Source organism: Methanosarcina sp. MTP4 (assembly GCF_000970045.1).
In the GTDB taxonomy this organism is placed as follows: Archaea; Halobacteriota; Methanosarcinia; order Methanosarcinales; family Methanosarcinaceae; genus MTP4.
This window is the reverse complement of sequence record NZ_CP009505.1, coordinates 2,279,178-2,292,847: the sequence shown is the minus strand read 5'-3', so window position 1 is coordinate 2,292,847 and position 13,670 is coordinate 2,279,178. Positions and strand designations below refer to the sequence as shown.

Genomic DNA, 13,670 nt, shown 5'->3' with positions numbered 1-13,670 from the left:
ATTTTCAATTCCCGGGCTATCTCAACCCTGAAAACAATATCTCCTAAAACAATCAAGCCCAATAGAACAACCACAGCTAATTGGGAATACCTGAATATGAGAGTACATATGTCATGGCTCCCCGTAACTTCGGAGTAATTAGCTGAAAATTCGATGTGGATAAAGTAAAAAGATACAGGCAGCATAACTACAATAAGCGTGTTAAAAATAATAGAAATACTTTGAACCGGTTTTTCATCCACATCCAGTGCATCCGAAAGCTTGAACATGTAGATGATGAGGTATGCACCAATGAGGATCTGTAAAACAATTAAAAAGAAGGGTTGAAACTTTGATGCAAGCCGGTTTTCATCCATTTTTTTCCCAGGTCCGTTATGTAAGATCAGTGTCTTTCAGAGCAAATATTTTTTGAGTGCGGGCATAGTTAATTAAACAGATGGTATTGAATTATTGTGGAAGAAAGATTGTTGAATTATTATATAAGTAAATTGCATCCTCTGGCAGTCTTCCTGTGGTCAGCAGCTAGTCAGCAGTTAGTCAGTCAATATATTCCGGTAGTCAGTTGATATTCATTTGATATTTTTAGCCAAAAAGGAAAAGTGCCCGGTTCTGAATCTTTAGGTTAGTCCCCATACAACCTTATTAGCCATCTTATGTCGTTCTTGTTCACGGTCACCGAAGGTGACCGGCTTTTTCCGGATAGATATGAATAAAGAAGGGACATGTCAAAAAGTAAATTCCTCATCAAAAAATTAGATGATTGAAAGCAAGCAGAACAAATCAAATTTGCTCGGTAGAAACCCTCAATCAATGAAAGTTATTCTGAATAAATTAAAATTAGATATAAGTCGGAAATTAGGAATGAAATCAGAATATTGACGTGAAGTGGGTTGAATAAAAGTAAAAACCATTAATGGCAGTTTAGTTTGCAATCTCTTCTTTTCAGACATTTCGGGAAAGGCCGCCCGCAAAGCGGGCGGTGAGGGCCCCTGGAATCGACACGAGGAAGGAAAATCCCAGAATTGGAATCAGCATTAAACCCTGTCACAAAATCAGGGCCGTTTCAAGCAATACTTAGCTCACCGCTTCGCTCCCAAACCTCATTTGTTTACTCTTCCATCCGGGTGCGTTCCAGAATCCAGTCTCCTATTAGTTCCATAGCAGCAGGTGACATGGTTTCTTCAATTGCTGCGTACTCGGAGGGGGACCCGGTTTCTGCGGTCTGGAACAGGTGGTTAAGGCCTGGCAGCTCTTTTACGGTATAGTCCTCGTTGCCTCCTGCTTCGAGAGCTTCCTCGATGGCAGCGAGGTTCTCTTCAGGTGGCACCTGGAGGTCTTTTTCCCCGTTTATTGCCAGGACCGGACATTCCACTTCCATCAGGGTCGTTTTGGGGTCGTAGGTCAGGAAATAGCGAGTCCAGGGCGATACCAGCAGCTTTATTTCGGTATCCAGGGATTCTTCGGTGTAGCTGGAATACTGTTTTTCTTCTTCACTCAGGTTTTCCACCATATCCGTTATAAGTCCGTGGATTTCCTCCCCGGCAATTGTGTCGTTCTCTTCCTCTTTGATCACGGTGAATATGTCTTTTAGAAGAGCTTCATTTTTGGTGATAGTCTCTTCAGGCACTCCGTCAGCCTCGGCAACCAGCCTGCTCTGTGCCAGGACAATTTCCTCTCCCGTCACGCCCGGGCCTGCCATGAGCACGATGAATGCGACATCCGGGGACCGGACTGCCGCCATAGGGGCAACCAAACCGCCTTCACTGTGCCCGACCAGCCCTATCCTATCCGGGTCTATATCTTCGCGGCTCTTGAGGTACTCAACGCCTGCAACTACGTCTTCTGCGAAATCTTCGGTGGTGACATTGGAGAAGTTCCCGGTTGAACCCCCGACGCCCCGGTCATCGACCCTGAGGACGGCAATGCCCTGGCGTGTCAGGTAATCCGAGAGTACAAGGAAGGGGCGGTGCCCGAAAACCTCTTCATTACGGTCTTGCTTTCCGGACCCGGTTATGAGCAGCACGGCGGGGAAAGGCCCCTCAGTCTTCGGCGTGGTTAATGTGCCAGCCAGCTGGATCCCTGCCTCTTTGTTTTCATAAACGACTTCTTCTTCGTCATAAGGATAGGGTTTTACGGGGTCCTGCTCTCTACTCATTTCAGGTTTTTCCTCAATGCGGGTAAGCACAAGTGGCAAAACTAATCCTGACTGTTTCCACTCTCCTTCAAGGGCTGTGCCGTCCTCTTTCAGCACCCCTTCGAAAACACCTGTGGATGTCACTTCAAGGCGCAGGTTCCCGTCTTTGTAAGTAAGCTTCTCTACAGGTATGCCGCTTACCCCCTGGTCAAGGCTGTCCATGGTGGCGGTCGGGGAACCCTCGGGTCCGGTAGAGATATTGAATAAAATTCTCAATTCCTGTCCGCCCTGGACCTCCAGGCTTCCCATCCAGAGGCCTTCGATGTCTTCGATGTTTTCGATTTCCTCTTCAGGCATGTTATCGCTTTCTGAGATGCATCCGGAACCGGCTGCAGTCACAATCACAATCAACAAAAAAAAGCAAACTAAGATTTTATGATTCATAAAAGAACTCCTTTGTTTGTTTCTTTTTTCTTATTTCCATAAAGGAGTGGTCTCTTATTTGATTGTATTGAAAAGTACGCTATCCTTTTTTTCAGTGTTTGTTATTGCATTTTCTAACTGTTGCATCCCAAAATGATTTCGCACATCCCAAAATCTCTGGTTAGTTCACCTATACATATTATTCAATTCTTCTAACCTGCTTTCAGGAACGTCTTCTTTCAGAAGTGAGAAAAGCATTCTATCAAAATATTTTTCACCAACAGACCAGTATTTTCTTTGTCTGCCCTCAGACTGAAAACCTGATCTCATCATCACCTTCTCTGATCCTGAATTGCCCCGGGCACAATCGCCTGTGAGCCTGAATGCATCTGTAACATTGAAAGCGTAATGCACTAAAAAATCACAGGCAGCAGTACCATATCCTTTTCTCCACTGAGTATCATCGATCTGGTACCCGATCAGATAATTCCCATTGGTGAATTCTATTGGAAGCAGTGCACACTGGCCTATAAATTCGCCGGTACTATTTCCCCTGATAGTGAAAACATGACAATCCGGTATTTTATCTTCCTTTAAAGAGTCTTCTATTGACCTGACCAGCGGAGAAAAGTAAGCCATTGTATCCTCTTCTTTGTTTGGCCCAAAAAACATGTATTTGCACACACTTTCCTTTGAAAGCATTGATGCTATATTCATCAGGTCTGCCTCCACGCAATAACTAAAAGATATGTTGTCCTTGATCCACTTTGTTTTCATTTTGATCCCCTGATCGCGTAATAAATTTCTCTTTCTAACTAAAGTTTTTCTCTTTCGAACTCCGGTCCATTTCCTGAAACCAGATCCTTTTTAATACTAAACTTATGAAAATATTATGTAAGTGATCCGGCATATTTTTAAGCATAAATCCTTTTTACCTGCCATATGTTTTTTGCGAAAAAAGGACCTCACCTGGCAGTGCTTCTCGGCTGCACCTTCTACGGGATGACCGGGCTTTTCCTGGTGCACATCCGGGACATGCCCATAACTTCCATTATATTTTACAGGTTATTCTTCGGTCTGCTCCTTATCATGCTCTTCGTCCTGGGAACAGGCAGGGTCAGGGAACTTAAACCCGGGAAAAAGAAGATGTCCCTCCTCATGCAGGGCATTTTTGTCGTCGTGAACATGTTTTTCTACTTTATCTGTGTGAAAGAGACCTGTGTTTCCATAGCCATTTTACTTGAATACACGGCTCCCATTTACGTGATGCTTGCATCTCCCTTCTTGCTAAAGGAAAAAATTGGAAAGGAAAACATCGCTGCCCTCTTCGTTGCGGTTACGGGAGTTTTCCTGGTAATCAGGCCCGAGGGCGGGTTTTCGGAGTTTGAGCTTTCAGGCAGCCACTTTATCGGGATTGCTTCAGGGCTTTTTGCGGGGATGATCCTTGCGGCTATCATCATGAACGTGCGGATCCTGAAAACCGAATACTCCGAGTTTCCCATCGCCTTTTGGGGAACTGCAATCAGCTGCCTTTTTATGATACCTTTTGCTTTTGAGTCCCCTCTTTCCCTTATTGTGGAAAATATGCCAGCCCTTATGTCGTTCGGGATGGCTTCCGTGGGGCTTGGAGGGATCCTTACCACCATCGGCTTCGCTAACCTGGAATCCCAGACCGGGAGCCTGCTTGCCCTGATCGAACCGGTTGCAGGGGTCTTTTTCGATGTTGTGATCCTGGGAATTTCCTTATCCTCAACAACACTTTCCGGATGTCTTCTGGTCCTTATAGCATCCTTAATCGTCAGTTTCAGGGATTCCTCGGAGTTTGGTGGGGTACAGTCCGATTCTGCCGAAAAGGTGGAATCCTGTTAATTAAGCTTATAAGGTTTGCATGGTCGCGAAAATCGGCTGAGGATAAAGGCACGGAATAATTTACGGAGAATACAAAAAAAGTAATTTGAGGCCTGGATGCCTCAGGTTTTTACCTTTTGAGGATCATTGTCCTCAGGCGGTCGGCGGAGTTGGCGGACTTGTCAGCAATTGTGCCTATCCTTCCGACGAGGCCTATAAGGTGGCAGACGCCCGGGCCTCCTATGACATCTTCGTTTTCGAATATCTTCTTTAAAAGGGCGGTTTCCAGCACATCCACTTCATGTTCAAGTTTCTCTACTTCCGGGACAATGGTCAGAGTTTCCTTGACCTCTTCCTTGCTGAAAGAGGTGGCAAGCAGCTTGTACAGCTCATCGATGACATCGTTATACAGCTCAGCAGTTTTAAGTGCGCCTGCTGTCAGTTCTAAAAAACCCTCTTTTACTTCATCGGGAAGGTTTTTGCAGGGTCTCAGGGTCATCCAGTAAGCTGAGGTCTGGGCGTAGTCGGCAATGGAATCCTGCTGTTTTAAGAAGGACAGGAGGTCTTTTTTGTCAACCGGAAGCTTCACCGAGGACGGGATACTTGCCCGGATTTTTTGTTTTATAATATCGGCTTCATGTTCCAGTTTGTCAATTTCGGCGGTTAGCTCTTCCAGGCGTTTTGTATCCCCGGCACAGTAGGCATCCATGGCTTCAGCCAGCTTCTCTACTGCAAGAACTCCTTTTTTGGCGTGTATTTCAAGGGGGACAAAGGGAGAATCTACGACCACGTCGAGGACGGAACGAATGTAATCTTTCATAACCAGATCACCTCAAGCCCCACATAGATCAGCGCTGATGTAAGTGCTGCTATGGGGACGGTTGCTATCCAGGAAGAAATTATCTTCCAGATAACGCCCAGGTCTACGGCTGCAATCCCGCCTGCCAGTCCGACTCCTATGACGGAGCCCACGAGGGTGTGGGTAGTGGAGATGGGAAGGGAACTGTAACTGTGGAGCAGAACCACTGTGGCGGTCGCAAACTGTGCGGAAAAACCGCGGGTCGGCGTGAGTTCCGTAATTTTTGACCCGATGGTTTCGATGACCTTGTAGCCCCATGTGGCAAGCCCGACTACCATCCCGATACCACCAAGGATAAGCACCCAGATAGGGACCTCATTTCCTGCCATCCCAAGTACCTTAAGCCCGGCTGTGAGAGGACCGACGGCGTTTGCCACGTCGTTGGACCCGTGCGCAAATGCAATGTAGCATGCAGTTACGACCTGTAAGGATATGAATTTTTTCTCAACGAGAGGGAGGTCTGCTGCTCTGTGGAGGAACAAACTGCGGACCAGAGAAAAAGTCAGGTAAGCAAGAATCGCTCCAAGAATTGGAGATATGAACCAGCTGGCAACGATTTTGACAAGAACGAGCCAGTGGATGTCCGAAAAAGCGATTGTGCCGTTGAAAGCTGCAATGAGTCCGAAGCCTAGTACGGAGCCGACAATAGAGTGGCTGGTAGAAACAGGAAGGTTATAGAAAGTTGCAAGGGTAATCCAGAAGCCTGCCGCGAGGATTGCGGCAAGCATCCCGAGCACCACGATGTTCGGGTGGACCTCGCTGATCATATCGATGGGAACGATTCCTTTGGCAATCGTTGAAGTTACTCTTTTTCCGAAAAAGACCGCCCCTAAAAACTCGAAGATTGCGGCAATAATAATAACCTGCCTTATTGATAACGCGCCGGTCCCAACCGAGGTCCCCATAGCGTTGGCAAGGTCATTTGCTCCTATGTTCCAGGCCATGTACAGGCCGGCGAGGATGAGTGCAATGACAAGTAAGTCCATTTTTTTCTTTTCTCCAGAACTTTATGTTTTCCAGGATTTCATGATGATCAGGAACACTGAATCTTTGTAGACTTTGTGAAATGTTTCAAATTTTGTTCAATTGATCTTATAAATATTATAGCGATAAAGATTTTTTTATATATATAGGGTCTTTTATGGGTTTCCTGAGATTTCATTATATTTTATCCTTTTCGTATAGATATCGTCTCCTAATACTCATCATATGTCTATATGCCCTATATTTTTTATATACTTCCAGCTTTTGTATATATTTTAAATCTGGTCTCCCCCTCCTCATTTGGACCGAATTCACAAAAATTCATCACATATTTTGTATTTATTCTTTAATTATCTCAGAAAGTACCCCCGAGTTTAGCCCGGTTTAAGATCGAAAGGTTTTTATTAGATGAGTTTACGTTTTTTCTCGCTTCTCACTATACCTTTTTTTCGCCCCTTTATTCCTGTTCTTTCATCCCAAGCAGGCCCAACGCTTCCTTATCCTGAACGTCATGCCAGTTTTAATAGACCTGGGAAAATGAGCAGGGGTTTCAAGCAAGACGCTCGCATCCCCTCTCTTCCTATTTTTTTTCTGCAACTCCTCTGTCTGTCTGTCTTTGATTATAAAAAATTGCTAAGGTAACGGCAGCAACTATTTTTCCAGCTTCCCTGTTGCTTCCCTGTTTTTACAGAACCAGATTACCGCTCGTATTGTGAAGCTTATGGCTATCCCGTCATTGACAAGGATAAAGGCTTTCCCAACTATTTGTTGCCCTATCCCCGGTTTTTACTTTAAATCCCGGTTCAGTTTAGAAGCAGGTTCAGGGCAGCCCTGCCTCCCCAGGTCAGCCTAAGCTCCTTAGACAAGCCAAACTTCCTCAGGCTAGGTCCCTCAGACCAGCCGGACAGGACTCTTGCAGACCTCTATAGTAGACCCCGATGGAATTTCCGTTCCAGGCAGGCAGAGTTCAGTGACCTGTTTCGCCACATTGTTCGGTTTTAGAGCCGGTTCGACCATGAACATGGAGCTGTACATCTCCGTATCCACCCCGGCCGGGCAAACCGCATACACTTGCAGCCCTCCCCCTACTTCATAAGCCAGGGCTTCGGTGAGTCCGATTACCGCGAATTTTGAGGCTCCGTACACGGAGAGCTTCGGAACCCCGTGTTTTCCTTCCGCTGAAGCAATGTTTATGATCCTGCCGTTCCCCCTTTTCAGCAGGTGGGGAAGAGCGTATTTAGTGCAGAGAAATATGCCCTTCACGTTCGTATCCATTATCTCTTCGTATTCTTCGGGAGAAGTATCCGCAAGAAACTTCCTGTAAGCAACTCCCGCATTGTTCACAAGAATGTCCAGCCTTCCAAAAACTTCTATGGTTTTTTCGATAAGGTGCAGGACATCGGCTTCATCCCGCACATCAGTCCTTATAGCAAGGGCCCTGCTCGAACTCCCGACTCTTTCAACCAGCCTTTCAGCTACCTGAATTTCCCTCCAGGTCCTTGCCGCAATTACAACATTTGCTCCTTCTCTTGCAAGCGCCAGGCAGATGGCTCTTCCGATACCTCTGCCTCCCCCCGTAACGATTGCTGTTTGGCCTTCAAGGCGCATACATGTCCCCCTTTTTTTCGATCATTCTTCTTTGAAAACTGGGGTGCAGGAGTCAAATGCTTTTGGAAACAGGGTTTCTGAATAGAGTTTCTAATCCGAGAAATCGAAGCTGATTAAAAAGGCTGATTAAAAAGAGTACTTCGTTTTCCATTAACGTTCAATTAAAAGATTCCTGGTTTACTCAGGTTTTTGTGGCAAATAAAAAAAAGTTTGATGTGGGGAATGTGGGGAATGTAGGGAATGTGTGTACATTCACTTTATAGCTGCGGAATCGGCGGCGCATATACCTCGATTACGGACCCCGAGAGCACATTCGATTCCGGCAGGGAAAGCTTCAGGACCTTTTCTGCAACGTGTTCCGGTTTGAGTACCGGGATGTCCATAAACATGGACCTGTACATCTCAGTGTCCACCGCACCCGGGCAGACGCAGTAGACCATAGCCCTCCCGCTTAGTTCCGAAGCCAGAGCTTCCGTGAAGCCGTTTACCGCAAACTTAGAGGCGCTGTAAACCGAAAGCTCTGAGATCCCGTGCTGCCCCGCACCGGACGAGATATTGATGATCTTCCCGTTCCTGCTCTTTGATATGTGGGGGATTGCGTGCTTGGTGCAAAGGAAAAGCCCCTTCACGTTTGTGTCCATTATCTCTTCGTATTCTTCAATGGAGGTTTCCTCAATAGCTTTCCTGTGAGCTATCCCCGCATTGTTCACAAGGATATCGAGCCTTCCGCACTTTTCTATGGTCTTTGAGACCAGATTCCAGACGTCCTCCTCATTTCTGATATCGGCCTGGACAGCCATTGCTTTAACTCCGGCCTGCTTCACCATCCGGACTGTTTCCCGGATTTCACTCTCGTGCCTGGCAGTAACGACAATGTTTGCCCCCTCCTTTGCCAGCTCAAGGGCTACAGCCCTTCCGATACCTCTCCCCCCGCCGGTTATTAGGGCAGTTTGACCTTTTAACCTCATCATTTTATCTCCCCTTTTCTGGATATTTTTATCCAGTGGTTTTATATTTTAAATCAGAATTAATCTCACGTTGGAAGAAGGATATAATTTTTGAAACAAAGTTAAGGAAAAGAGGTTCTGATTTTGAAAAAATAGGATCGGTTTAAAGAGGGAAAGAAAGAAAGGAAAAAAGTTTCGATCTGCTTTATAGGTACCGACGCTCTCACCGGTCGTCGAAGACGACCGGCTTTTCCAGGAAGTATAATTAAATTACTAAAAATAATTGTTAAGTTTTCAAAAAGGATGTCCGGACAATTTTAATATCAGAATATTTGCGTAATGTGAGTCGAATAAAAGAAGGAGCTAATAACGCCATTCAATAATCGAAGCTAATGATGCCAGCTAATAATTACAGCAAATAATTACAGCAAATAATTACAGCTAATAATGCCAGCTAATGATGCCAGTTAATTATGCCAGCTAATAATTACAGCAAATAGTTACAGCAAATAATTACAGCAAATAATGGTAGTTTATTGTGCAATCACTTCTTTTCAAAAATTTCGGGAAAGGCCGTTTGCTTCGCAAACGGTGAGAGCCCTTGTTATCGATACGAAGCGGAAAAATCCCCCGAATCTGGATCAGCATTAAACCCTATCATAAAAAATCAGGGCTGTTTCAAGCAATATGACAGGATTTCTACAGACCTGAAAAAAAGAAAAAAGTAGTTTTTAAGGGGGATTTCGGCCCCAGTTATTTCATTCATTCCATTCATTTCATTCATTTCATTCATTTCATTCATTTCATTCATTTCCGGATATATTCCCTCAAATCCGAGTTCAGAATCCTCTCGATCTCTCCCCATTTCTCCGCACGGTTTTCCGCAAAGAGGAACCCGAAGAAACCGAATTTCCCATAATCGACTTTCCTGAGCTCCAGGGGCTTTTCGAAATCGGAAAGCAGCTTTTCGTAATCGAAGGCTTTCACGTCCTTCAAATCAAGGCCAGCCGGTTTGTCCAGCACGATCAGGCAGTAGTTTTTCCCTTCCCTGCCTTCGAGAATCTTCTCCCAGTCGGGCTCAAGCTGTTCCAGGAAGTACCTGTAGGTGTTTATTCCGTAGGCGAAGTGCGCGATGTCCGTGGTGCACCAGCCCGCAAAACGCATGGGGTTAAGCTCGATTGGCTGGATCCGGCGGTCTTCTCCAATCCTTAGTTCGATGTGCAGGGGGAAATACCTCAGGTCTGCCAGCTTCCCAATTTCCTTCAAAAGGTCTTCAACAGCTTCCCGGTAAGTTTCGATCACCTCTTTCGAAGTAAAGTAGACCCTGTCGCTGACGTCGCTTTCCGAAGAAAAGATGTGCTTGAAGATATTGAGGATAACAGGCTTTCCTTCGCCTGAATAATAGGCGTCAACCGCAAATTCCTCGCCTTCGATGCACTCCTCGATAATGAACTGCCCCACATTGAGGACCTGCACCGGATAGAGGTCTCTTATCTCTTCCACCTCTGCCTTTATGCTCTGCAGGACGGAAGCCCATTCCTGATCGCTTGAGACCTTATGCACCCCGAGGCTGAAAAACCCGACTGCGGGCTTTATGATGAAGGGCTTTTTTATCTCCTCAACCCGGAGCTCGTCGAGCCTGTCAAAGTCCACAGCCTGGAAGCGGAACTCTGGATAAATTCTTTCGAGCAGTTCCCTGAACCTTACCTTGTTCTTGAAAAACTCAATCTTCTCCGGAAGCCCCGTAAAAGCCAGGTTTTCAGCTATCCAGTCAATGGAGTTTTCGGAATTGGAATAAAGCGGGCAGATGCCCTGCTCTTTTACGCTTTCGATAAATTCGGCTTCCTCAAGGAGCCTGAACTTTTTTCCTGCATTTTCCGTGCTTATTCCGGCTGACATTTCGTTTTTCAAAACAGGGACCTGCATTTCGGCAACGGTATCCATTAAAAATTCGGAGACGTAGGGGTGGTCGAGGATTATCATTTTTTATTCCTTTTTTGGGGGATTTTGGGTTGGGTGTTATGAGGCGGATAATGGGGGAGGTTGGTAATATTTATTGCGGAATACTGAGGCCTTAAAAGCACCCCTGTTTTATTCTTGCAAAACAGTTTTATATACGAAAATTTAATAGAAAGTTACTCAGATATAATTAAAGTTTTTCAAACAATCAAAAACCCGGATTTTCTTGTCTATATAAAGGGTTTGATAAATTACCATCAAGAAATTTAGCTCTAAAAAAGGACCCTTTTCAGGCCTCCTTTGGCTAAAAACAGGCAAAAATTCGCGGTATTCTTGAGCAAGATCCACTAAAACAAGGATTGAAACCCGTTTGATCCGGTCCCCTGCAGCATGAGTGCCTTTTATTCTTGAGCAAGATCCACTAAAACAAGGATTGAAACCCGGAATGGTATATACACATCGGACGGGACAAAGGCATTCTTGAGCAAGATCCACTAAAACAAGGATTGAAACTCGTCCCGTTGTTTCCGTTGCCCGAGCTATCTATATTCTTGAGCAAGATCCACTAAAACAAGGATTGAAACGATCACTTCCGGGAGTAGGCATTTAGGGATTTTGGCCATTCTTGAGCAAGATCCACTAAAACAAGGATTGAAACATAGAGGGTCTATTTTCCCACGGGAAATAATAACGATTTATTCTTGAGCAAGATCCACTAAAACAAGGATTGAAACTTGTCCCGCCTACTTTCAGGACCATCGACCCGAAATATTCTTGAGCAAGATCCACTAAAACAAGGATTGAAACGTCAAAATTCCCCTTTTTCTCTCATAAATTCATACAATTCTTGAGCAAGATCCACTAAAACAAGGATTGAAACTCTTTTGAGAGATTCATAGTTTAACCCATTTGTGATATTCTTGAGCAAGATCCACTAAAACAAGGATTGAAACTTGAAATCCGGGTTATGCCATTCTTCCGGATGTTGGTATTCTTGAGCAAGATCCACTAAAACAAGGATTGAAACGTTCTGTGTGTCCCTGCCTGAGACATATTTCAATAGGATTCTTGAGCAAGATCCACTAAAACAAGGATTGAAACTCCACTTGGTGGCCACGTCGGTCCATTCGGATGCGTATTCTTGAGCAAGATCCACTAAAACAAGGATTGAAACAGCCTTCAATTTTCCGGAAATATCAGGATTATAAAAATTCTTGAGCAAGATCCACTAAAACAAGGATTGAAACATATACTCCACAGTCTATTCTGTCAATGATCCCGGATTCTTGAGCAAGATCCACTAAAACAAGGATTGAAACAGCATGGCAACCGGACACGGACCCAAAAATCAATGAATTCTTGAGCAAGATCCACTAAAACAAGGATTGAAACTTTATACCACGGTTCATATAAAACTTCGAAAACGGATTCTTGAGCAAGATCCACTAAAACAAGGATTGAAACAAAATATTGGAGGGTGAACTATTGGTCAAATATCCTATTCTTGAGCAAGATCCACTAAAACAAGGATTGAAACCTGTATTGTACTGGTGTGGTGGCGTAGTCGGCTGAGATTCTTGAGCAAGATCCACTAAAACAAGGATTGAAACGCAGTCGGCGGCTTCGGGTACTCAAAAGGGGCTAAATTCTTGAGCAAGATCCACTAAAACAAGGATTGAAACATTCATCGTGAAAAGTATCACAGATTTTATTCAGATTCTTGAGCAAGATCCACTAAAACAAGGATTGAAACACACTCTCATTCCACGACTGCAGGGTAGGGGGCTGAATTCTTGAGCAAGATCCACTAAAACAAGGATTGAAACTAGTTGGATTTGAATATGTGGCCCCGAGGTCCACGTATTCTTGAGCAAGATCCACTAAAACAAGGATTGAAACAAAATCCTGCAATTTTTGGAAGACTGCAGGGAGATCATTCTTGAGCAAGATCCACTAAAACAAGGATTGAAACTAGAGAGTAAGTATTGTATATGTATATGTATATGTATGTATAAATTCTTGAGCAAGATCCACTAAAACAAGGATTGAAACTAGTTTAGGTTGCATAGTAGAGTATACAGTAAGAATTCTTGAGCAAGATCCACTAAAACAAGGATTGAAACAGAATCAGGTTATCCCGTGACAAACGCACTGAGAACATTCTTGAGCAAGATCCACTAAAACAAGGATTGAAACTCCAGCAGCTATTAAGCGGGGACGGGAAACGGAGAGATTCTTGAGCAAGATCCACTAAAACAAGGATTGAAACCCAAAAAATCAAGTTTGGGGCAGGCTTCCCGACCGATTCTTGAGCAAGATCCACTAAAACAAGGATTGAAACTAAATTTGGGCCTGCCGGTGTAATCGCCGCAGGCGTAGGTGCTGCTGTAATTCTTGAGCAAGATCCACTAAAACAAGGATTGAAACTTCAGGATACGACATGACCCCGAACAACACACCCCCATTCTTGAGCAAGATCCACTAAAACAAGGATTGAAACAAGATTTCGAGCACGTGGAAACCATGCCAGACGGCAGATTCTTGAGCAAGATCCACTAAAACAAGGATTGAAACCATCGGTCCATTTTGTAGACGGTATGCCGGATTCAGATTCTTGAGCAAGATCCACTAAAACAAGGATTGAAACACCGCAAATACGCACTATCCCCCGCAACCGCGTATGAATTCTTGAGCAAGATCCACTAAAACAAGGATTGAAACTGGAGTATCCCATCATCTCTCTAACTGTTTAACACCGATTCTTGAGCAAGATCCACTAAAACAAGGATTGAAACGAGGTACAAAGATTATAATGCCTATGCAACCGCCTATATTCTTGAGCAAGATCCACTAAAACAAGGATTGAAACTCCAACTTCTCCCTTTCCTCCCGAGAAATCCCCGGATTC

The 13,670-nt window shown here is 44.6% G+C and carries 8 protein-coding genes and 1 CRISPR repeat array (1 of these 9 only partly in view); of the genes, 1 reads left to right on the top strand and 7 read right to left on the bottom strand.

The genetic code is table 11. From position 1 onward, the window contains the following. Positions 1-1,108: 1,108 nt before the first annotated feature. Positions 1,109-2,578 (bottom strand): S9 family peptidase, encoded by a 1,470-nt coding sequence (locus tag MSMTP_RS09550; protein WP_156153775.1) that lies wholly within the window; start codon positions 2,576-2,578, stop codon positions 1,109-1,111. Positions 2,579-2,743: 165 nt separating this feature from the next. Next, positions 2,744-3,334, bottom strand: a complete 591-nt coding sequence (locus tag MSMTP_RS09545) for a GNAT family N-acetyltransferase (protein ID WP_048178790.1) — start codon at positions 3,332-3,334, stop codon at positions 2,744-2,746. Positions 3,335-3,499: 165 nt separating this feature from the next. Between MSMTP_RS09545 and MSMTP_RS09540 the strand changes: the two genes are divergently transcribed. Further along, positions 3,500-4,426 carry a DMT family transporter gene (locus MSMTP_RS09540; RefSeq protein WP_048178789.1) on the top strand — a complete coding sequence of 309 codons (927 nt, stop codon included), beginning with the start codon at positions 3,500-3,502 and terminating at the stop codon, positions 4,424-4,426. 109 nt (positions 4,427-4,535) lie between these two features. Here the strand turns inward: MSMTP_RS09540 and MSMTP_RS09535 are convergent, their stop codons facing one another. The 5 genes from MSMTP_RS09535 to MSMTP_RS09515 form a co-directional block, all read right to left on the bottom strand. Next, the gene (locus MSMTP_RS09535; RefSeq protein WP_048178788.1) at positions 4,536-5,225 is read right to left on the bottom strand and encodes a TIGR00153 family protein; all 690 of its coding nucleotides are present in this window, start codon (positions 5,223-5,225) and stop codon (positions 4,536-4,538) included. After that, a complete protein-coding gene (locus MSMTP_RS09530; RefSeq protein ID WP_048178787.1) occupies positions 5,222-6,250 on the bottom strand; it encodes an inorganic phosphate transporter in 1,029 nt (342 codons plus the stop codon). The genes MSMTP_RS09535 and MSMTP_RS09530 overlap by 4 nt, the downstream gene beginning before the upstream one ends. A gap of 889 nt (positions 6,251-7,139) precedes the next feature. Beyond that, entirely contained in the window at positions 7,140-7,856 is a 717-nt protein-coding gene (locus MSMTP_RS09525; RefSeq protein WP_048178786.1) for an SDR family oxidoreductase, read from the bottom strand. 257 nt (positions 7,857-8,113) lie between these two features. Then, the gene (locus MSMTP_RS09520) at positions 8,114-8,827 is read right to left on the bottom strand and encodes an SDR family NAD(P)-dependent oxidoreductase (RefSeq protein ID WP_369799585.1); all 714 of its coding nucleotides are present in this window, start codon (positions 8,825-8,827) and stop codon (positions 8,114-8,116) included. Positions 8,828-9,610: 783 nt separating this feature from the next. Further along, positions 9,611-10,786 (bottom strand): ATP-grasp domain-containing protein, encoded by a 1,176-nt coding sequence (locus MSMTP_RS09515; protein WP_048178785.1) that lies wholly within the window; start codon positions 10,784-10,786, stop codon positions 9,611-9,613. 305 nt (positions 10,787-11,091) lie between these two features. Beyond that, a CRISPR array of direct repeats spans positions 11,092-13,670; the repeat unit is 37 nt; unit sequence ATTCTTGAGCAAGATCCACTAAAACAAGGATTGAAAC (it continues 1,419 nt past the right edge of the window).